This window comes from Streptomyces sp. NPDC002888 (assembly GCF_042888465.1).
In the GTDB taxonomy this organism is placed as follows: Bacteria; Actinomycetota; Actinomycetes; order Streptomycetales; family Streptomycetaceae; genus Streptomyces.
In genome coordinates this window covers 135,726-156,335 of the sequence record NZ_JBIAPU010000008.1, presented here as the reverse complement: position 1 = coordinate 156,335, position 20,610 = coordinate 135,726, and the positions used below count along the sequence as shown (strand labels likewise).

At 72.2% G+C, this 20,610-nt stretch carries 16 protein-coding genes; 6 read left to right on the top strand and 10 right to left on the bottom strand.

The annotated features are described in order from the left end of the window. The first annotated feature begins 39 nt into the window (after positions 1 to 39). The gene (locus tag ACFYWX_RS15555; protein ID WP_389424526.1) at positions 40 to 1,296 is read left to right on the top strand and encodes a hypothetical protein; all 1,257 of its coding nucleotides are present in this window, start codon (positions 40 to 42) and stop codon (positions 1,294 to 1,296) included. Here ACFYWX_RS15555 and ACFYWX_RS15550 read toward each other — a convergent pair. Genes ACFYWX_RS15550 through ACFYWX_RS15540 form a run of 3 tightly spaced genes read right to left on the bottom strand, consistent with a single transcriptional unit; the run spans position 1,287 to position 4,329 of the window. After that, entirely contained in the window at positions 1,287 to 2,564 is a 1,278-nt protein-coding gene (locus tag ACFYWX_RS15550; protein WP_389424525.1) for an ABC transporter substrate-binding protein, read from the bottom strand. The genes ACFYWX_RS15555 and ACFYWX_RS15550 overlap by 10 nt on opposite strands. Continuing rightward, a complete protein-coding gene (locus ACFYWX_RS15545; protein ID WP_389424524.1) occupies positions 2,564 to 3,397 on the bottom strand; it encodes a carbohydrate ABC transporter permease in 834 nt (277 codons plus the stop codon). Before ACFYWX_RS15545 ends, ACFYWX_RS15550 begins: the two co-directional genes overlap by 1 nt. Beyond that, positions 3,394 to 4,329, bottom strand: coding sequence for a carbohydrate ABC transporter permease (locus ACFYWX_RS15540; RefSeq protein ID WP_389424678.1), 936 nt, complete (start codon positions 4,327 to 4,329; stop codon positions 3,394 to 3,396). The genes ACFYWX_RS15545 and ACFYWX_RS15540 overlap by 4 nt, the downstream gene beginning before the upstream one ends. Positions 4,330 to 4,577: 248 nt before the next feature. Between ACFYWX_RS15540 and ACFYWX_RS15535 the strand changes: the two genes are divergently transcribed. After that, a complete protein-coding gene (locus ACFYWX_RS15535) occupies positions 4,578 to 5,441 on the top strand; it encodes a phosphotransferase enzyme family protein (RefSeq protein WP_389424523.1) in 864 nt (287 codons plus the stop codon). Between the two features lie 7 nt (positions 5,442 to 5,448). Here the strand turns inward: ACFYWX_RS15535 and ACFYWX_RS15530 are convergent, their stop codons facing one another. The 4 genes from ACFYWX_RS15530 to ACFYWX_RS15515 all read right to left on the bottom strand — a co-directional run bounded on the left by ACFYWX_RS15530 (position 5,449) and on the right by ACFYWX_RS15515 (position 9,835). Beyond that, positions 5,449 to 6,174: a 3'-5' exonuclease gene (locus ACFYWX_RS15530; RefSeq protein WP_389424522.1), complete on the bottom strand. Its 726-nt coding sequence runs from the start codon at positions 6,172 to 6,174 to the stop codon at positions 5,449 to 5,451. Between the two features lie 121 nt (positions 6,175 to 6,295). Beyond that, positions 6,296 to 7,534: an SAV2148 family HEPN domain-containing protein gene (locus tag ACFYWX_RS15525; RefSeq protein WP_389424521.1), complete on the bottom strand. Its 1,239-nt coding sequence runs from the start codon at positions 7,532 to 7,534 to the stop codon at positions 6,296 to 6,298. Positions 7,535 to 7,641: 107 nt separating this feature from the next. Next, positions 7,642 to 8,958 carry a copper amine oxidase gene (locus ACFYWX_RS15520; RefSeq protein ID WP_389424520.1) on the bottom strand — a complete coding sequence of 439 codons (1,317 nt, stop codon included), beginning with the start codon at positions 8,956 to 8,958 and terminating at the stop codon, positions 7,642 to 7,644. 55 nt (positions 8,959 to 9,013) lie between these two features. Beyond that, positions 9,014 to 9,835: a Tat pathway signal sequence domain protein gene (locus ACFYWX_RS15515; RefSeq protein WP_389424519.1), complete on the bottom strand. Its 822-nt coding sequence runs from the start codon at positions 9,833 to 9,835 to the stop codon at positions 9,014 to 9,016. A gap of 183 nt (positions 9,836 to 10,018) precedes the next feature. On the opposite strand from ACFYWX_RS15515, the gene glgX reads away from it, so the two are divergent. The 3 genes from glgX (at position 10,019) to ACFYWX_RS15500 (ending at position 16,104) form a co-directional block, all read left to right on the top strand. Continuing rightward, positions 10,019 to 12,127 carry a glycogen debranching protein GlgX gene (glgX, locus tag ACFYWX_RS15510; protein WP_389424518.1) on the top strand — a complete coding sequence of 703 codons (2,109 nt, stop codon included), beginning with the start codon at positions 10,019 to 10,021 and terminating at the stop codon, positions 12,125 to 12,127. Positions 12,128 to 12,235: 108 nt separating this feature from the next. Further along, a complete protein-coding gene (gene treY, locus ACFYWX_RS15505; RefSeq protein WP_389424517.1) occupies positions 12,236 to 14,590 on the top strand; it encodes a malto-oligosyltrehalose synthase in 2,355 nt (784 codons plus the stop codon). Between the two features lie 263 nt (positions 14,591 to 14,853). Beyond that, positions 14,854 to 16,104: a M14 family zinc carboxypeptidase gene (locus ACFYWX_RS15500; protein WP_389424516.1), complete on the top strand. Its 1,251-nt coding sequence runs from the start codon at positions 14,854 to 14,856 to the stop codon at positions 16,102 to 16,104. 41 nt (positions 16,105 to 16,145) lie between these two features. Here the strand turns inward: ACFYWX_RS15500 and ACFYWX_RS15495 are convergent, their stop codons facing one another. The 3 genes from ACFYWX_RS15495 to ACFYWX_RS15485 all read right to left on the bottom strand — a co-directional run bounded on the left by ACFYWX_RS15495 (position 16,146) and on the right by ACFYWX_RS15485 (position 18,622). After that, positions 16,146 to 16,562 (bottom strand): SSI family serine proteinase inhibitor, encoded by a 417-nt coding sequence (locus tag ACFYWX_RS15495; RefSeq protein ID WP_389424515.1) that lies wholly within the window; start codon positions 16,560 to 16,562, stop codon positions 16,146 to 16,148. Beyond that, positions 16,559 to 17,923, bottom strand: coding sequence for a M14 family zinc carboxypeptidase (locus tag ACFYWX_RS15490; protein WP_389424677.1), 1,365 nt, complete (start codon positions 17,921 to 17,923; stop codon positions 16,559 to 16,561). Before ACFYWX_RS15490 ends, ACFYWX_RS15495 begins: the two co-directional genes overlap by 4 nt. A gap of 147 nt (positions 17,924 to 18,070) precedes the next feature. After that, entirely contained in the window at positions 18,071 to 18,622 is a 552-nt protein-coding gene (locus ACFYWX_RS15485) for an FHA domain-containing protein (protein ID WP_389424514.1), read from the bottom strand. Positions 18,623 to 18,795: 173 nt separating this feature from the next. Here ACFYWX_RS15485 and treZ point away from each other — a divergent pair, with 173 nt between their 5' ends. Further along, positions 18,796 to 20,541: a malto-oligosyltrehalose trehalohydrolase gene (gene treZ / locus ACFYWX_RS15480; protein ID WP_389424513.1), complete on the top strand. Its 1,746-nt coding sequence runs from the start codon at positions 18,796 to 18,798 to the stop codon at positions 20,539 to 20,541. Positions 20,542 to 20,610: the final 69 nt, after the last annotated feature.

The following is a 20,610-nucleotide window of genomic DNA, read 5'->3' as shown; positions in this document are numbered from 1 at the left end:
GCGTATAAACGTTCGGTCAAAAGCGTGGACGGGGGGCTCATGACTGAGGACGTCGACCAGGACACGGTCCTGTGGGCGCGGAACGTGCTGCTGGGCTCGGGGCGGCCGAGCCCGCGTCAGGAGGTGGACGCCTGCCGGGTGCTGGCCAAGGTGAGTCCGGCGACGTATCTGCCGCGGCTGTCACGGGCGTTGACGCATCTCGGTGGCGCGATGGAACTGCGCGAGAAGCCCGGTGTGCAGCTGGCGCTGTACGAGGAGGCGAGCGAGGCCGCATACGCGATGGACGAGGCCGATCCGATGCGTGCGGAGACCCTGCTGAGTGCGCTGGAATCGCGGCAGTACGCGTTGCTCGAACTGGGGCGGCGACCGGAGGCGCTGGCGGTCCGTGAGGAGATGGCGGCCGTGAGCCGCCGGGCGTTGGGCACCGACCCGGACGCTCCCGTCCGGCGCTGGCTGGGCCCGTGGGCGCGCGCCCTGGCCGAGGAGGGCCGGCACCGGGAGGCGGCCGAGCTGCACGAGGAGTCGGTGCGGATCGGCCGGCCGCACGGGGCGCAGTGCGGCGCCTTCGCCTGGAGCCTGCTGGAGTGGATGGCCGAGGCGGAGGCGGCGGGGCTGCGGGACACGGCGGTGGCCGCGACCCGCGAGCTGGTCGAGATGGAGCGGGGGGAGATCGCCGAGCGGGACATGTCGCCGGAGCTCCTGCTGTTCGCCCTGGTCCGGCTCGGGGAACTCCGCGACGAGTACGGGGAGTTCACGCACGCCACGGCCGCGTACGACGAGGCCGCCGAACTGCTCGGCGGGCTCGCCGGGGGAACGAGCCGGGGCAACCAGGGCTCGTACCTCTACTCGTACTGGGCGGTGCTGTTCGGGCTGTCCGGCGTGTGTGACGAGGTGGCGGTGCCGGGCTGTCCGGGACCGCCGTTCGGCGCGAGCGTCGAGCGATGGACACGCGACGTGCGCGACGCCCACTTCGGCGAAGTGCCCGCCCTGCGGGAGGCCTTCGACGCGTCGTCCGACCCCGTCGCGCGGGTCCGGCTGCACCGCAGGCTGCGGGTCCGCGCCACGTTGGACGCCGTGCACCGGCGGGGCTACCGGTACCTGGACCTGGTCGGTCCCCTCTTCGACGAGGGCGTCGCCCTGGCCCGTGACCCGCACACGTTCGACCCCGCGGTCGGGGCCGCCGCACTCGCCCGGGCCCTCTTCGACCGGGCGAGCGCATGGATCACGGACAAGCGGTTCGCCGACGCCCACGCGGACTTCCAGGAGGCTTTGGCGTTGCGTGCCGCTCAGCGCTGATAGCGGGCGAGGACCAGGTTGCCGTCCTTCTCCAGACGTCCGCGCAGCTCGTCGAGGCCGATGGCGCCGCTGTAGTACTCCTGGAAGGCGGGTGTCGCCACCTTGTCCTTCCACTCCGGGTAGCCGCGGACCGACTGCGCGGGTGCCGGGCGGAGGTGGGCGGCGAGGGCGGTGCCGGTGGCCCAGTCGTCCTTCGTGGTGTGCAGGGCGGGGTCCTTCAGCGCCTGGGTGCCGGTGGGCAGCATCCAGTCGCCGAGCGCCAGTCGCACCATGTTCTCGGGCCGCAGCAGGAAGTCGAGGAACGCGACGGCCTCCTTCTTGTGCGGGCTGTCCTCCGCGACGGACAGCGTCTGCGGGCTGACGCCCTGGGCGAGCCCGTCGGCGCCCGCCGGGGCGGGCAGCACCTGCCAGTCGAAGCCCTTGGGCGCCTGCTGGGCGATCTGCTGGCGGTAGGAGAACCCGAGCGGGACCATCGCGTACTTGCCGCCGAAGAACCCGGGCAGCGTGTCCGAGCCGCCGCTGCCCAGCGTCGTGGGTGAGGCGCTGCGGTCGGTCTTCACCTGGTCGTGGACCGTGCGCGGTACGACCTCGTCGCCGGCCTCGAAACGGACGGTCACCCGGCCGTCGGCGCCCCGGTGGAAGAGCTGTCCGCCCGCCGACAGCGAAAGGTTGAGCGTGGCGGAGACGGGCTCCTTCAGCGGCCAGGCGACGCCGTATCGTCCCTTGCCGCTGAGCCGGTCGGTGACCTGCCGGAACTCGTCCCAGCTCCAGGGCCTCTCGGGCGTCGGGATTCGTACGCCGGACTCCTTCAGCCAGGCCGCGTTGGCGACGAGCACCCGTGGCTCCTGGAGGAACGGCACGCCGTAGACGCCGTCACCGAAGGTCGTCGTCTCCCAACTGCGCTGCGGGATGTCGGACTTCAGCCGCTCGGTCAGCAGGTCGGTCAGATCGGCGAGGTAGCCGCCGTAGGCGAAGTCGGCGAGGTCGTCGGAGGCGTCGTGGATGATGTCCGGTGCCTCGCCGCCCTCGAAGGAGGTGAGGAGCTGGTCGTGGACACTGTCCCAACTCCCCTGGACGTACTTCACCTTGACGTCCGGGTGGGTGGCGTTCCACTCCTTCACCAGTTCCTTGTTGGCCTCTACGGACTCCTCCTGCCAGGCGAGGGACTGGAAGCGCAGGGTGATCCGGCCGTCGTCGCGCCCGCCGCCGGACGAGCAGCCCGCGAGCAGCAGCGTCACGACCAGCACCAGGATCCATCGGGTCCGCATCAGCTCTTCACCGCCCCGGAGAGCAGGTCACTTGTGATCCGCCGCTGGATGACGGCGAAGACGACCAGCGAGGGGAGCGTGGCGAGGAACGCGGCGGCGGCCAGCGGCCCGAGGTCCGCCGCGCCCTCCGCCCCGATGAAGTGGGTCAGGACGACCGGCAGGGTCTGTTTCTCCGGGGTCTTGAGCAGCACCAGCGCGAAGAAGAACTCGTTCCACGCGGTGATGAACGCGAACAGCGCCGTCGCCACGATCCCCGGCGCGAGCAGCGGCGCCGTCACCGACACCAGCGTCCGCAGCCGCCCCGCGCCGTCGACCGCGGCCGCCTCCTCCAGCTCCACGGGGACGGCCCGGACGTATCCGACGAGCATCCACAGCGCGAACGGCAGCGCCCACACCACGTACACCATCACCAGCCCCGGCACGGAGTCGATCAGCCGCAGGTTCTTCAGCACCAGGAACAGCGGGATGATCACCAGCACGAACGGGAAAGCCTGGCTCACCACCACCCACCCGCTCGCCGCCCGTGCGAGCCGTGTGCGGTGCCGGGCCATGACGTACGCCATCGGCGTCGCGACGGCCACGGCGATCAGGGCGGCGCCCAGGGCGGCGAGGAGGGAGTTGAACGCGGCGTGCAGCAGGGGCTGTTCGTCGAAGGCCTGCCTGAAGTTGGCGAGAGTCGCGTTCTTCGGTATCCACGTGGGGTGCAGGCTGCCCAGTTCGCGGGGCGGCTTGAACGCGGTGGAGACCAGCCAGAGGAAGGGGAACGCGAGGAAGACGAGATACGCGAGCAGGGCGGCGTACTGGCCCGCGCGGGCCGCCGGACCGGTCCTCATGTGTCATCGCCTCCTTTGAGCCGGCCCACCAGGAAGAGGGCGAGGAACAGCGCGATCACCGCGACCATCACGCAGCCCATCGCCGCCGCATACCCGAACTGCCCGTAGCGGAAGGCCTCTTCGTAGGCGAAGAGCATCGGCAGCCGGGTGCGGCCGCCCGGTCCGCCGTTCGTCAGGACGTAGACCAGGGCGAAGCTGTTGAAGTTCCAGATGAAGTTGAGGGCCGTGATGGCGAGGGCGATGGGTCTGAGGGCGGGCCAGGTGACCGTGCGGAACCGGCGCCAGGCGCCCGCGCCGTCCACCGCGGCCGCCTCGTGCAGTTCGCGCGGGGTGTTCTGGAGCCCGGCGAGCAGGGTGACCGTCGTCTGCGGCATGCCCGCCCACACCCCGACGACGATCACCGCGGGCAGGGCGGTGGCCAGACCGCTGAGCCAGTCCCGGCCGTCGCCGAGACCCACGTCGCGCAGGCTCTCGTTGAGGATGCCCGCGTCCGGGTTGTAGACGAGGCGCCACATGATGCCGACCACGACCTCGGGCATCGCCCAGGGGACGATGGCGAGGACGCGCGCCAGCCAGCGCAGCCGTAACTCCTGGTTCAGCAGGAGGGCGAGGCCGAGGGCGAGCACGAACTGCGGGACCGTCACCCCGACCGCCCAGACCAGGCCGATCCGGAACGACTCCCAGAACAGCGTGTCGTGCAGCAGGTCCCGGAAGTTGAGTCCGCCGATCCACTGGGTGGGTTCGGTACGGCCCGACTGGGCGTCGGTGAAGGCCAGCAGGATCCCGTACAGCAGCGGTCCGACGCTCAGGACGAGGATGGGCAGCAGCGCGGGCAGGACGAGGAACCAGGCGCCGCGACCGTTGACACCCCGCCGTCGGCCCTGGCTCGGCGCACCGCGCGCCGGCCGCCTCACCTCGCTCACCTCGCTCACGGATGTCACGGAATCAGCCCCTTTGCACGGCTCGGACGGGCCTGGTCATGGTCGTGAAGGTCATGTGCCGCGTCAAGGCACCGTGCACACCGCCCGACCTGTGCGGATGCGACACTGGCCGACGAATGGCGAGAACGCGACGGCGTGCGCGCGGGCGCATGGGCGGCGTCGAGCGCCCCGTGCCGTGCGGGTCGGGAGACCTGTGCCCGGTGGGGCAGCCAGTGTGGCGGCGAGGACGGAGGCGGACGATGGACGAGGCACGGGCGCGGGACGTACTGGACGCGGCAGGGGTGCTGCCCGGTCCGGCGCGGGACGCGCGGCTCCTCGCCCTGGGCGAGAACGCGGTGTTCGCCGCCGGTGAGCTGGTCGTCAAGGTGGGCCGCGACGCCGAACTCCTCGACCGGGCGCGGCGCGAACTGGCCGTCGCGGGCTGGCTCGCCGAAGCGGGTGTCCCGGCGGTGCGGGCGGCGGAGCCGAAGGCGCGGCTCGTGGAGGGGCACCCGGTGACGGTGTGGCATCGGCTGCCGGATCCCGTACGGCCCGCCGAGCCGCGGGATTTGGCCGAACTGCTACGGGTCGTCCACGCACTGCCCTCCCCCTCCTTCGAGCTGCCGCCCCGCGATCTGCTGGGCGGTGTGGAACGCTGGCTGCGGCTCGCGGGTGACGCGATCGATCCGGCGGACGCGGCGTATCTGCGGGAGCGCCGCGACGGCTTCGCGGCGGCCGCGGCGGCACTCACCCCGCAGCTGGCGCCCGGGCCGATCCACGGCGACGCGCTGCCCCGCAATGTGCACGTCGGCGCGGACGGCCCCGTCCTGGTGGACCTGGAGACCTTCTCCGCCGACCTGCGCGAGCACGACCTGGTGGTCATGGCCCTCTCCCGCGACCGCTACGCGTTGCCCGTCGAGGCGTACGACTCCTTCGTCGAGGCCTACGGGTGGGACGTGCGTGCCTGGGAGGGCTGCGGCGTGCTGCGCGGGGCCCGGGAGACGGCGAGCTGCGCCTGGGTGGCACAGCACGCACCGAGCAACCCCAAGGCGCTGGCCGAGTTCGAGCGACGGGTGGCGTCACTGCGGGAGGGTGACGAGTCGGTGCGGTGGTATCCGTTCTGAGCGGGGCTCACACGGAGGGGCTGTCCGCCGGCTCGCGCAGGGGCCACGTCCCGTCCACCACCGCTTCCGCGTTGCCCTTGCGGCGCAGGAAATCCTGGAAGTCGGCTGCCCAGTCGGCATACCAGTCGATCTGGCGGCGGTGGAGTTCGGCGGGGCCGAGGGCGGCGATCTTGGGGTGGCGGTCGGCTATCGCGCAGGCCAGGCGCGCCGCGGCGAGGGCGTCGGCGGTGGCGTCGTGGGCGGTGTCGAGGGCGACGCCGTACTCCGCGCAGACCGCTTCGAGGTTGCGCTTGCCGCGGCGGTAGCGGTCGGCCCAGCGGTCGATGGTGTAGGGGTCGACGACCGGCGCGGGGTCGAGGCCGCCGAGGCGGTCGCTCAGGGACGGCAGTGCGTACCGCCGGAGTTCGGCGGAGAGCAGGGTGAGGTCGAAGGCGGCGTTGTAGGCGACGACCGGGACGCCCGACTTCCAGTACGTGGCGAGGACCTCGGCGATGGCGTCCGCGACCTGGTCGGCCGGACGCCCCTGAGTGGCCGCGCGCTCGTTGCTGATGCCGTGCACCGCGACCGCGTCCGCCGGGATCTCCACGCCCGGGTCCGCGAGCCACTCCCGGTGCCCCAGCACCTGCCCGCCCCTGACTTCGATCACGGCGCCCGTGACGATGCGTGCCTCCCGCGGATCCGTCCCGGTGGTCTCCAGGTCGAAGCCGACGATCAGCTCCCGGTGCCAGGCCATACCGGCCCCCCTTCTCGGTGGTGCTTTCCCCCAGTGGCCTCCACCATCGCATGCGCCACTGACAATCAGAGGTCCGCGTTCCGCTTGCCCGGCCACCGGCGCCTCGAACCTCAGGGGCGGTTCAGGACACCGGACGCGAATCCACCCAAGCCGTCTCGAACTCCTCGCGGTAGGCGGAGAACAGCCCGCCTTCGTCGATCTCGTCCGACTTGAGCACCCGGTGGCCGTTGCGCAGCACCAGCACCGGCGCCTCCATGCCCCGCGCCCGCCGCAGATAGGACTGCACGACCGCGACGCCGTCGGTGCCGTCGCCGTCGACGAGGTAGGCGGTGAAGCGCGGTGTCTCGTCGTAGACCTGGATCTGGAAGGCGCCCGGGTCCCGCAGCCGGGAGCGCACCCGGCGCATGTGGAGGATGTTCATCTCGACGGAGCGGCTCAGCTCGCCCCGCTTCAGTCCCAGCTCCCGCTCGCGCCGCTTCACCGCGCTGGAGGCGGGGTTGAGGAACAGCAGCCGGACGCGGGCGCCCGTCTCGGCCATCCGGACCAGCCGGCGCCCGGAGAAGTTCTGCACGAGCAGGTTGAGGCCGATACCGATGGCGTCGAGGCGGCGGGCGCCGCCGAAGATGTCCTCGGCGGGGAACCGGCGCATCAGCCGCACCCGGTCGGAGTGCACGGCGACCACGTCGGCGTACCGGTCGCCGACGAGATCCTCGACGGCGTCGACGGGGAGCCGGCGGGCGGAGGGTACGTCGCCGCCCGTGCCGAGCATCTCCAGCAGGCGCGCGGAGGCCCGTTCGGCCTGGTTCAGGACGGCCTCGGACAGGGCCCGGTTGCGCGAGACGACATTGCGGGTGACTTCGAGTTCGTCCAGGGCGAGTTCGAGGTCGCGGCGCTCGTCGAAGTAGGGCTCGAAGCAGGGCCAGTGCTGCACCATCAGCTCGCGCAGCTGCGGCAGCGTGAGGAAGCTGATCACGTTGTCGTCGGCCGGATCGAGCAGATAGCCCTTGCGGCGGCTGACCTCGCGGACGGCGACCGCGCGCTGCACCCACTCCTGTCCGGCGGGGCCGGCCGCTGCGACGACCCACTCCTCGCCGTGGACGGGCTCGTAGATGGGGCGCAGCACGGCGGCCACGACCGCGCGCAGCCGCTGTTCGACGAGGTTCAGCCAGATGTAGGCCCGGCCGGCCCGCTGAGCGCGCGTGCGCACCTCGCGCCAGGCGTCGGCGTCCCAGTCCAGCTCCGGCCCGATGGCACCCGCGTCCATCGGCCGTGCCAGGGACACCGTGCCGGGCGGGACCTCTGTGGAGCTCCCCTCGTGACCCTCGTCACCAGGGGGCAGCTCCAGCCCTCCCGAGCCCACCCGCGCACCGCCTTCCGCTCCCCCGAGCACTCCCCGTCCCAACGATCAAGGAAGGGTACTCCGCGAGCGGTCGGCGGTGCAGCCGGATGGGCACGGTAGTTTCCCAACTACCTGTTGCTGGACTGGCCGTTCTGATCAGCGAGGGCGGCCGGAGTGAGCGGATTCATAGCGGTCACGTCCCGGGGAGCGATGGAGAAGCCCTGCCAGTGCACCGGCATCGGCTGCTGGTCCTCGTCCCGCGCGATGTGGTGGAAGCCGACGTTCACCCAGGCCACGGGTCGGGTGAGGGCCTGCCCGTTCACCCACTTGTCGACGAACCGCGGATGGCCGTTCGCGCAGCCCGGGTTGTTGCTGGCGAACAGCTCGCACTTGTTGTACTCGGTGAAGTAGACGTCGTGCTTGGTGAAGCTGCGGCCCGGGTACTTGCTGGTGGCGCCCGGGACGATCTCGTACGACCGCGCGTGGCCGTCCTTGTTCTTGCCGGTGGCGCTGACCACGCGCCACCAGCGCATGTTCTTGGCGTCGCCCGCGAGTTCCTTCGTGACCTTGGTGCGGGTCGTCTTGTTGGTGGGCGCCTCCTGGCCGCGGGCGGGCGCGCTGACGACCGAGTCGTACTGCTCGACGGTGTTCTTGGAGGAGCCGTCGAGGGCGAAGTTGAGCTTCCAGAAGACGTTGTGGCTGTGGCTGGTGGCCTTCGACCGCGACCCCTTGCCGATGGGCCAGCCGCGGCCGTCGCCGGCGTCGTAGTCCTCGGGCGAGAGGCTGCCGGTCGCGCCGACGTTCATGTTGATCGTGCCATCGTCCTGGAAGCGCCACTCGGTCATGTACTCGTACCAGCCGACCTTGTTGACGGTGTAGAGGAGCAGGTCCTTGCCCTGGGCCTGGTACACGTCCCTGTTGTTGTCGGCCTGCATGCGGTAGGCGTGCCCGCGCGCGCGGGTGGTGGTGCACAGGCCCTTGATGTTGGGGGTGTTCGAGTACACGGCGTCCGGGACCTTGATGGTCTTGATGGTGCCGCCGGGGCACTCGGCCCCCGCCAGGTTCACCAGGCCCTGGGCGAAGCCGAAGCCCGTCAGGTCGTCGTACTCGACGCTTCCGTCGTCGTAGGGGACGTCGATCTGGCCGAGCCTGGCGCTCTCCAGGACCTTGATGGGCTTGGTCTCGCCCTTGGGCTGGTAGGAGATGTTGTCCAGGACGAGGCCGGCCTTGCTGTCGTAACGCCAGCACATCCGCCAGGTCGTGCCGGTGGAGAGCTTCTGCTCGATGCGGTAGGCCGCGCTGCACTCGGCGGCGGGCGCGGGGGCCGCCTTCGGCTGGGCGGTGGCCGGTCCGGCGGCGCCCGTCGTCACACCGGCGGCCACCGCGGCCAGGGAGAGACCGAGCGCCGTGCGCCCGCGGGCACGGCTGTTGCTGTTCACGCGCATGAAGAAGTGACTCCCTTGCAGGAGGGAAAGTTGGAAAAGTGGACGGAGTGCGGGCTCAGCCGCGGTCGAGCTCGGCGACCTTGCGGGCGCTCAGGTCGACGACGAGGTGGCGGGCGTCGATCCACGGCCCGTTCTTCACCTTCGGGAACAGCCGCAGGCAGCGGTGTTCGCCGCACTTGTCGAGCGCGGCGGACTGGGCGCCCGGCGTTGCGCGGTAGATCGCGGCGTTGAGCTGGAGCTGGTCCGGCGAGGTGAGCTCCTTGCCGGTGGCGTCCTTGTAGTCCGCCTTGAGGTCCGCGCCCAGCGGGTCGGCGATCAGCAGCTGTGCCGCCTCGACGTTCTCCGCGCGGCTGAGCGGCGGCTGGACGCCGTGCTGCGTGGTCGTCTGCTCGACCTTGCCGGTGTCGAGGTTGACGGTCTTGGTGACGAGTTCGTCGCTCTTGTAGTCGTAGAACGTCACCACCGCGCGCCGGGGCGCGTTCGTGGCGTCGAGTTCGCCGGCCTCCGGCTCGGCGATGTCGACGGTGAGGCGCTGCGGGCCGCGGGCCCCCTCGACGTTCTCGCTGGAGTTGAGCAGCTGCCGGTTCACCGCGAGCTGTTCGACGCGTTCGGTCTCGTCGTCGGTCAGCGGGTCGAGACCCTTGCCCTTCGTCCCCTCGGCGGGCGCCTCCTCGACGACGCCGGCCTGCGGCGCGGCGGCGGGGCCGCCCTGCTGCTGCGCCGCCTGCTCGGAGGTCGGGCTGCCGCTGGTCCCTCCCGTTTCCCGGGCGCCCGCCGTGCCCGGCAGGGTGATCCCGACCATCACGGCGGTCCCCGCCACCGCTATGGCCGCACCGGCCACCACCTTGCCCAGATGGCGGTGCACTGTCTTGCGCACGTTTTCTCCCTACTCCCCCTGTGTCCCTTGGGAGTATTCGTTTCTGCCCCACATCTTCGGCATACCGCGTATGCACTGGTCGGCCGGTAAGAGGGGTGTAAGTCATAGGTGGTTCCCTCACTTTTGGGGAGACTCGGAGCAAGGCGCCACCGGGCGCGCCACACACCTGGAAGAGTCGTGTCCATGCAGGTCTGGCCTGGAGAGGCGTATCCACTCGGCGCCACGTACGACGGCGCCGGCACGAACTTCGCGGTCTTCACGGAGGCCGCGGACCGAGTAGAGCTGTGTCTGTTGCACGACGACGGCTCGGAGACGGCGGTGGAACTGCGGGAGAGCGACGCGTTCGTGCGGCACGCGTATCTGCCGGGCGTGATGCCGGGGCAGCGGTACGGGTTCCGGGTGCACGGGCCGTACGCCCCCGAACACGGGCAGCGCTGCAACTCGGCGAAACTGCTGCTCGACCCGTACGCGCGTGCGATCAGCGGCTCGGTCCGCTGGGGCGAGGAGGTGTACGGCTACCACTTCGGCTCGCCCGAGCGGCGCAACGACCTCGACTCGGCGCCGCACACGATGTCGTCGGTCGTGGTCAACCCGTACTTCGACTGGGGCGACGACCGGCGGCCGCGCACCGAATACCACCACACGGTGATCTACGAGGCCCATGTGAAGGGCCTCACGATGCGTCACCCGGGGCTGCCGGAGGAGCTGCGCGGCACCTACGCGGGGCTCGCGCATCCGGCGTTCATCGAGCATCTGGTGGAGCTGGGCGTCACCGCGCTGGAGCTGATGCCGGTGCACCAGTTCGTGAACGACCACCGGCTGGTCGACATGGGCCTGAACAACTACTGGGGCTACAACACGATCGGTTTCTTCGCCCCGCACAACGCGTACGCCTCCTGGGGCGACCGCGGGCAGCAGGTCCTGGAGTTCAAGTCGGCGGTGCGGGCGCTGCACGAGGCCGGCATCGAGGTCATCCTGGACGTCGTCTACAACCACACCGCCGAGGGCAACCACCTGGGCCCGACGCTGTCCTTCCGGGGCCTGGACAACGCGTCGTACTACCGGCTCGCGGACGACCCCCGCTACTACATGGACACCACGGGGACCGGCAACTCCCTGCTGATGCGGTCCCCGCACGTCCTCCAGCTGATCATGGACTCGCTGCGGTACTGGGTCACCGAGATGCACGTCGACGGGTTCCGCTTCGACCTCGCGGCGACGCTGGCGCGGCAGTTCCACGAGGTGGACCGGCTGTCGTCGTTCTTCGACCTGGTGCAGCAGGATCCGGTGGTCTCCCAGGTGAAGCTGATCGCCGAGCCCTGGGACGTCGGCGAGGGCGGCTACCAGGTGGGCAACTTCCCGCCGCTGTGGACCGAGTGGAACGGCAAGTACCGCGACACCGTGCGGGACATGTGGCGGGGAGAGCAGCGCACGCTCGCGGAGTTCGCGTCCCGGCTGACGGGCTCGTCGGACCTGTACCAGGACGACGGCCGCCGTCCGCTGGCCTCGATCAACTTCGTGACCTGCCACGACGGGTTCACGCTGCACGATCTGGTGGCGTACGACCACAAGCGCAACGACGCCAACGGCGAGGACAACCGGGACGGGGAGAGCCACAACCGGTCCTGGAACTGCGGGGCCGAGGGCGAGACCGACGACCCGGGCGTGCTGGAGCTGCGCGGGCGCCAGATGCGCAACTTCATCGCCACGCTGATGCTCTCCCAGGGCGTGCCCATGCTCAGCCACGGCGACGAGTTCGGGCGCACCCAGCACGGCAACAACAATGCCTACTGCCAGGACAGCGAGCTGGCCTGGGTGCAGTGGCCCGAGGACGGCAGCGAGCTGCTCGACTTCACGCGCGCGCTGGTGTGGCTGCGCAAGGAACACCCCGTCTTCCGCAGGCGGCGCTTCTTCCACGGCCGGCCGGTGGAGGGCACCCACGACGAGCTGTCGGACATCGCCTGGTTCACTCCAGAGGGCAAGGAGATGACCCAGCGGGACTGGGACTCGGCGCAGGCCTCGGCGCTGACGGTGTTCCTCAACGGCAACGCGATCTCCGAGCCCGGCGCGCGCGGGGAGCGCATCTCCGACGACTCCTTCGTGCTGATGTTCAACGCCTCGCCGAAGACCCTGGAGTTCGTGGTCCCGGTCAACCACGGCCGGCAGTGGCAGGTCGTGGTGGACACCGCGCTTCCGGAGGGCCTGGCGCCGGGCACGGGGGCGAAGGTGCAGGCCGGGGACGGACTGACGCTGGTGGACCGGAGCATGGTGGTGCTGCAGCGGCCGGACTAGGGGGTCTGACCGCGCACGTCCCTCGTGCGGGCCAGTGCCGGGGCAGGTGGCGGGGCAGGTGGCGGGGTCCATGACACAAAAGGCGGTGGGGCGGGTACGTAGGTCTGCATGACATCTGAGCGACCGGACACGGCGGTGCCGACGGCCACCTACCGGCTGCAGCTGCAGCCCGAGTTCCCTTTCGCGGCCGCGGCGGCTGCCGCGCCGTACCTGGCCTCGCTCGGCGTCTCGCACCTGCACCTGTCCCCCGTCCTTCAGGCCGTTCCCGGGTCGGCGCACGGCTACGACGTCGTGGACCACGCGCGCGTGCGTGACGAGCTCGGCGGCGAGGAGGGGCTGCGGGCGCTGTCGCGCACCGCGCGGGAGCACGGTCTCGGTCTGGTGGTGGACATCGTGCCGAACCACATGGCCATGGCTCCTCGGCACAACCACGCCCTGTGGGAGGTGCTGCGTGAGGGCTCGGAGTCGCCGTACGCGCGGTGGTTCGACATCGACTGGGAGGCGCAGGACGGCCAGGTACTGCTGCCGGTGCTCGGCGGACCCCTGGGCGCGGAGGTCGGGAACCTGCGGGTCGACGGGGACGTGCTGCGCTATTACGACCAGGCGTTCCCCTTGCGCGACGGCACGAAGGGGCTGCCGCTGCCGCAGCTCCTGGACGCGCAGTGGTACCGGCCGGTGTGGTGGCGGCTGGCCCGTACCGAGCTGAACTACCGGCGGTTCTTCAGCATCTCGGAGCTGATCGGGGTGCGGGTCGAGGACCCCGAGGTGTTCGAGGCCACGCATGCCAAGATCCTCCAGCTGCTGCACGAGGGCGTGGTCGACGGGCTGCGCGTCGACCATCCCGACGGGCTCGCCGACCCCGACGCCTACCTCCAGCGGCTGCACGAGGCGACCGGCGGCCGCTGGACGGTCGTGGAGAAGATCCTCGCGGACGGCGAGCACCTGCCGGCCTCCTGGCCCGTCGCGGGCACCACCGGCTACGACGCCCTGCGGCATGTCGACGGCGTCCTCACGGACCCGGCGGGCGCCGGCGAACTGCTCGGCCAGTACCGGCGGTTCGCGGCCCCGCAGACGGACCGGGGCGGCCAGTGGGAGGCGACGGTACGGCGTGCCGCGTACCGGGTGCTGTCGCACGAGCTGGCCGCCGAGGTGGACCGGCTGACCCGGGTCGCGCACCGCCTGTGCGAGACGTCGCCGGATCCGGCGCTGCGCGATCGCGCGCCCTGGACGCTGCGTACCGCGCTGGAGGAGCTGCTGGTGCGGCTGGAGGTCTACCGCCCGTACGCCTCCCAGGACGCGGCCTCGGTCGTCACCGAGGAGGCTGCCACTCAGGCCCGGCTGGCCTTCGTCGTGCCGGAGGAGGGCGGTGCCGTCGACGTCGTACGGGATCTGCTGCTCGGGCGGGCGGGCGGCGACGGTCCGGAGCAGGTGGAGTTCCGCACGCGGTTCGCGCAGACCGCCTCCGCGCTGCGGGCCAAGTCGGTGGAGGACACGGCGTTCTACCGGTACGTGCCGCTGTTGTCGGCCACCGAGGTCGGCCAGAACCCCGGGCGGCCGGCCCTCTCGCCGGAGGAGTTCCACGCGTACTGCGCGCGCGTGCAGCGCGACTGGCCAGCCACCGGCACCGTCGTGTCGACCCACGACACCAAGCGCAGCGCCGATGTGCGGGCGGCGCTGGCCGTGCTCACCGAGTGCCCGCAGCGCTGGGCGGACGTCCTGGCCGAGGTGACCCGCACCGGCGAGGGCGTGCCGGACGCGCAGCTGGCGTGGGCGGCCTGGCAGACGGTGTTCGGGCTCGGGCCCGCCACGGCGGACCGGGTGGGACAGGCGCTGCTGAAGCATGTGCGCGAGGCGGGCCTGTACACGAGCTGGACGGAGCAGGAGCCGCCGTACGAGGAGGCGGTGGCCGCGTTCCTCGCGGCGGGCCCGTGCGGGCCGCCAGGCGCCCATGTGGCCGCCTTCCGGGACGCCCTGGAGCCGCATGTCCGGGCGAACGTGCTCGGCGCGGCGCTGCTCCATCTGACGATGCCGGGCGTACCGGACGTCTACCAAGGCACGGAGGGCGAGTACCGCGCCCTGGTGGACCCCGACAACCGGCGGGCCGTGGACTTCCCGCCCCAGGACGCCGGCGACAAGGGCGCGGTGACCACGGCCGCGCTGCGGCTGCGCCGGCGGCGGCCCGGTGTCTTCGGGGAGTCGGCGACGTATGCGCCGCTGAGCGCCGAGGGCCCGGCGGGGGCCCACTGCCTGGCGTTCGCGCGCTCCGGTGAGGTGGTCGCGGCCATGACGCGGCTGTCGCTGCGGCTGGCGGAGGCGGGCGGTTGGCGGGAGACCCGGCTGGCGCTGCCGCCGGGGCGGTGGGTCGACGCGCTCGCTCCGGAGCGGGAGTTCACGGGGCACCCGCGCGTGGCGGAGCTGTTCGCGCCACTGCCGGTGGCGCTGCTGGAGCGGACGGGGGACTGAGCGCTTGGCGGGAAGTGCCGCGACGGGCCGTCGATCGTCTTCCGACCTGTCGCGGCTCGTCGCGCCCCGCGGCGCAGCCGCAGATGGACAGAGCCCCGCGCCCCTTCAGGGCGCTGCCGAACCGCCGCGGACTTGGTCAGGGCCGCTCAGCGGCCGGCGAATGCTTCCGGGCGCCCCCTGGAGCCTCCCCGTTCGTGTCCTTGACAGTTCACAGAGACCGTGGGGTACTGCGGATTGCGAAGCCGGGCGGACACATGACGGGGGTGAGTCCACTGCCGGAGCTGCGCTACCCCACGCTCGCCGAACTGGTCTCCTGCGCACGGGCGTTGGCCGCACGTCGGCCTGCCCTGTGCACCCTCAGACAGGTGGGCGTCTCCCGCGCGGGCAGACCCCTGCAGCTGCTGTCCGTGGGCCACGCCCGGCGTGCCGTGCTCGTCGTGGCGGGTGCCCACGCGAACGAGCCGACCGGGGGCCGCACGCTCCTCACCCTCGCGGAACGGGTGCTGGACGAGCGGGAGTTGCGGGACGGCATGTCCTGGCACTTCCTGCTCTGCGCGGACCCCGACGGGGCGATCCTGCATGTGACGCCGGCGCCGCGCAGCCTGCTGGAGTACCACCTCGGGTTCTTCCGCCCGGCGGGTCCCGAGCAGCCGGAGTGGTCGCCCGCCGTGCTGCCGCCTGACCGGCTGCCCCCGGAGACGCGCGCCCTCACCGCTGTCATCGACGAGCTGCGGCCCTACCTCCAGGTGACTCTGCACGGGACCGATCTGGGCGGCAGCTGGGTGCAGTTGACCAAGGACATTCCCGGTCTCGCGGAGCCGTTCGCGAAGTCGGCGGCCGAGCTGCACATCCCGGTGGAGACCGGTGCCTCGGACGCCGCGGGCTGGCCCGCCTCGGGGCCCGGCGTGCACGTGATGCCCGAGCCCGACGCGGGCGCGGTGTACCCGAGCATGCCGGACGACGCCCGGCGCAGCACCTGGTACCACACGCACCGCTACGGCGGTCTGACGGCGGTGGTCGAGGTGCCGATGTGGGCGAGCGACCTGGTGGACGACCCGGCGCCGCATCCCGCGCCGGCCGCGGCGATGCGGCGGCTGGCGCACCGGCTGCTGCGGGACGCGCTGGCGGTGGAGCGGGTGCTCGCCGAGGCGCGGCCGCGTCTGGAGGGCGTCGACGGGCCGCTGCTGCGGTCCGCGATGTGGGGGCTGGAGCTGATACCGGGATTGGCCGCGGACTGGATGCACACGCCGCCCGCCGACGCCACGATGGCGTACGTCGGCAGCGTGGACGCGTTCGGCCGGCGGTTGCCGCTGCGGGCCGCGGCGATGCTGCTGCGGGTCCTGCGGGAGAGCGACGACCACGTGGCGCCGCGCATGGAGCGGCTCGTGGCGACCTGGAGCGACGCCTTCGCAGAGCGCTTCCGGGCCCGCTGGGTGCCCTTGGAGCACCAGGTCGAGCACCAGTCCCGCACGGTCGTCGCGGCGGCGCTGCACGCGCGCGAGAGGGAGACATGAGCCGGAAGGCCGGCCCTCACTCGTCCGGTTCACTCGTCGGTTCACTCGTCCAGTGCGAAGACCGCCCCCGTGCGCGCCGCCAGCACGCACTTGTTCGAGAAGGTCCGCTCGTACGCGACCTGCCGCCCGCCCCACTCACCGCGCGCGTGGACGGTCACCGGGGCGTACAGCATGGTGCAGATGGCGTCCTTGGGCGGGATGTGGCCGATGTCCCCGCCCGCCGCCCTCAGTTCCGCGCAGGCGTCGGCGGCACGCGCGTGGCCCTGGGGCGGGTCGCACAGCAGCAGGGTGCCGCGCGTGTCGTCGACCCGGGCGTCGCCCCGGGTGACCGTGAGGTAGAGCCAGTCGGCGGGGAGGTCCGCGGCCCGGGCCGGGGCGGCGGTGGCGAGCAGAAGGGCGGCCGCCGTCAGCAGCCCACCCCGTACGGCTGTCGTCTTCGCGGTAGCGGTGTGCGTCATTCCCGATGCATCGGCACGGCGGCCCCGCTCCCCCAGCCCGGCTCACCCGAACGGGAGCACGCGGGCGCGTACCGCGCGGCCAGTTCGAACGTCGCGAGCACCACCCGGGACTGGTACTCGACCTGGCGTGCGACCGGTATCCAGCGCGCCCCGCAGCCGTCGCTGTAGTCGGCGCACCACGCGTCGACGAGCCGGTCCAGCTCCGGCAGCACCCCGGACGGGTCGCGGCCGGGGCCGGTCACGAGCTGGTGCAGCAGGCCCGCCGTCCGCAGGGCGAGCCGCCGCCCGGCGATGCGCAGGGCGGCCAGGTGGGCGGTACTGAGCGGCGGCAGCGGACGCTCCCGGTCGCCGGCGTCGGGGTCCCAGGCGTCGGCGAGCCCGGGGCAGACGAGGATGTAGTCGTCGACCGGTGCGAGCAGGCGCGCCGCGTCCGGGGCATCTGCCAGGTGGGGCCTCAGGCGGGCCAGGATGCGCTCCAGGGCGCTGGTGTCATGGCGCAGGGTGTTGCTGACGGTGCGCAGCACCGCGTCCCGGTCGGCGGGCGGTGAGCCGTCCTCCACCGCGGCCACGCCCCACATGGGTGCCTCGACGACCGCGGTGACCGTGCCGTGCCGGTGCGGGTGGAACCACGTCGACTCGACGGCCGCCTCGGTGATGGCCGCGGCCAGGTCGCCCCGCCGCGGCGGCGGTATCCGGTAGACGGCGGGCCCGAGGCCGGGCCAGTACAGGGTGTCGTACGGGCCGAGTTCGCGCGGTATGCCGAGGCGGGCCGCGGTGTGCGCGACGCGCTGAGCGAGGCCCGGCAGGTCGTGGGTGAGCTCGACGAAGCCGCCGCCGACGTCGACGCCGTGCAGGGAGCACTGGAGGAAGGGCCGCAGTTCGTCCTGGAGTTCCAGCAGCGCGCGGGTCTCGGGCAGCGCCGCGCCGGCCGCGCCGTCGGGCAGCCACTCGGGCTGCTCGAGGAAGCCGGGCCGGAAGAAGTTCCGGAAGTAGTGGCCGAGGGTGTACGGGCCCGGCAGCCAGCCCTCGTTGCGGCGCAGACCGTCGGGGTCGACGCACAGCAGCAGGTTCCAGGTGGCGTCGGCGCCCTCGGTGAGCCGGGGGTCGGCCAGGGCCCGTTCGGCGAGCCGCAGGGCGGTGGCGCCACCCACCGGCTCGTTGGCGTGCGGTCCGGCGACCACGAGCACGTGACGGCTGCCGTGGCCCACGGAGAGCAGCCACAAGGGGGTGCCCGCGCGGGAGGTGCCGATACGGCGCAGTCGGGCGTCCCGCGGGCGGCGGGCGACGAGTGCGGCAGCCCGGGCGCCCAGCTCGTCGACGGTCGGATAGCGGAGGAGTGGCGGCAGCGAACACACCTCCACACTGTGGTGCCGTCGGTTCACCTGATGTACATGGTGTACGCACAGTGAGTCACGGCTCGCGAACTACGTCAACACCGCCGTACGGGACGGCACTTGACCCAATTCGAGGCGTGAAGCCTTGGCCAGCGCTGGGGGGTCGGGGGCGGCTCAGTCCGTCGAGAGCCGGAACGCCATGTGCCCGAAGGAGACCTGGTCGCCCTCCCGGACGACGGCCGCGCCGATCACCCGGCGCCCGTTGACGGTCGTGCCGTTGGTCGAGCCGAGGTCCCGCAGGACCCACATGCCGCCCTGCCGGCTGAGTTCGGCGTGCACGCGCGAGACCGTCTCGTGGTTCAGGCGCAGTCCGCTGGCGGGGTCGCGGCCGATGCGCAGCGGGTGGCCGTGGCCGGGGTGGGGCAGCAGCAGCTTGGGCAGCCGCTCGGCCTGCCAGGCCCGGCGCAGCCGCACGGTGAAACCGGAGACCGCCTCGACGGTGCCGAACACCAGGCGTGCCAGGCGCTTCTCCTGAGGGAGGTCGGCGGTCAGCGCCACGAGTTCGTCGGAGCGTCGGGCCACGAGGGCCAGCTCCATGCGCCGGATGAACGTGTCGTGCGACAGGCGGCCCATGGCGACGCCGTCACGCAGAACCTTCAGCGCCTTGTCGCGCTCCGCGTCGGACAGCCGCGCGGGGTACGTGTTGAACTCGAAGGACGACGTCACGTTGGTGATTGTCGGTCAGTAAACCTTGGGTGTCCAGAAAACGGAGAAACGTCGGCCACACGCGCGTGGCCGACGTGACCCGCCGGTAAAGGGGTGATTCGAAAGCGGTTTGATCTCGTTTGAAGGACGATGGACGGGCTACATCACGGTGAGCAGACGAAGGGGAACCGTCCGTGCAGTTCGAGGTGTGGGCACCGCAGGCCGATCGTGTGACGCTCCAGTGCGACGGCGCCACGCGCGCGTTGGAGCGCGCTCCGGAGCGGGCGGGGTGGTGGACCGGCGAGGCGGAGGCGCGGGACGGCACGCGGTACGGCTTCGCGGTGGACGACGGCCCCGTCCTGCCCGACCCGCGCTCGCGCCGGCAGCCGGACGGTCCTGACGGGCTGAGCGCGGTCGTCGACCAAGGTCGCCACGCGTGGCGCGCCCAGTGGGCCGGGCGGCCGCTGCAGGGCGGGGTCCTGTACGAGCTGCACGTGGGCACCTACACGCCCGAGGGCACCCTGGACGCCGCCGCCGAGCGGCTCGACCACCTCGCCGAACTGGGCGTGACCCACGTCGAGTTGATGCCGCTGTGCCCGTTCCCGGGACGGCACGGCTGGGGGTACGAGGGCGTCTCGCTGTGGGCGGTGCACGAGCCGTACGGCGGACCCGAGGCGCTGAAGCGCTTCGTGGACCGGGCGCACGGACTCGGCCTGGGCGTGGTCCTCGACGTGGTGCACAACCACCTGGGCCCGTCCGGCAACCACCTGCCCGCCTTCGGGCCGTACTTCACCGACCGGCACCAGACCCCGTGGGGCTCCGCCGTGAACCTCGACGCGCCCGGCTCGGACGAGGTGCGCGCCTACCTGATCGGCAGCGCGCTGGCGTGGCTGCGCGACTACCGGATCGACGGGCTGCGGCTGGACGCGGTGCACGCGCTGAAGGACACGCGCGCGTGCCACTTCCTGGAGGAGCTGTCGACGGCCGTGGACGCCCTGTCCGCCGAGGTGGACCGACCGCTGTTCCTCATCGCCGAGTCCGACCTGAACGACCCGCGTCTCGTCACCCCGCGCGAGGAGGGCGGCCTCGGCCTCCAGGCACAGTGGAACGACGACTTCCACCACGCCCTGCACACCGCGCTGACCGACGAGTCCCAGGGCTACTACGCCGACTTCGCGCGCACTCCTCTCGCGGCGCTCGCCAAGACGCTCACGGGCGGCTACTTCCACGACGGCACGTACTCCAGCTTCCGGGGCCGCGGCCACGGACGCCCCCTGGACCGCGCGCGGGTGGCGGCGCACCGGCTGCTCGGCTACAGCCAGACCCACGACCAGGTCGGCAACCGGGCACAGGGTGACCGTCTCTCGGCGACGCTGTCGCCGGGACTGCTGGCCTGCGCGGCCGCACTGACGCTGACGGCGCCGTTCACCCCGATGCTGTTCATGGGCGAGGAGTGGGCGGCCGGCACACCCTGGCAGTTCTTCACCGACCACACCGACCCGGAGCTGGCTCAGGCCGTACGCCGGGGCAGGCGGCGGGAGTTCGCCGCGCACGGCTGGGCCGAGGAGGACGTACCGGACCCGCAGGACCCGGCGACCCGCGACCGCTCCTGCCTGGACTGGTCCGAACCGGAGCGCGAGCCCCACGCGCGCGTGCTCGACTGGTACCGCCGGCTCATCGCCCTGCGGCACGCGCAGGCGGACCTCACCGATCCCGACCTCGCCGACACCAAGGTGGCCTACGACGCGGCCGCCCGTTGGTTCGGCTTCCGGCGCGGCGACGTGCGCGTGGCCGTGAACCTCGGCAAGGAGCCGGCGAAGATCCCCCTGGGCACCCGCCCGATCGAGGTCCTGGCCGCGTGGGAGCCGGTGGAGGCGCCGGGGGCGGACGGGGTGCTGCGGCTGCCCGGGGAGTCGTGCGTGGTTCTGGTGCAGGAGTGACGGGCCGGTGGAGGGAGTGACGGCGTAAGCGTTTGCGCGATCGTTTACGTCCCTCCCCCGGAGCGCCGC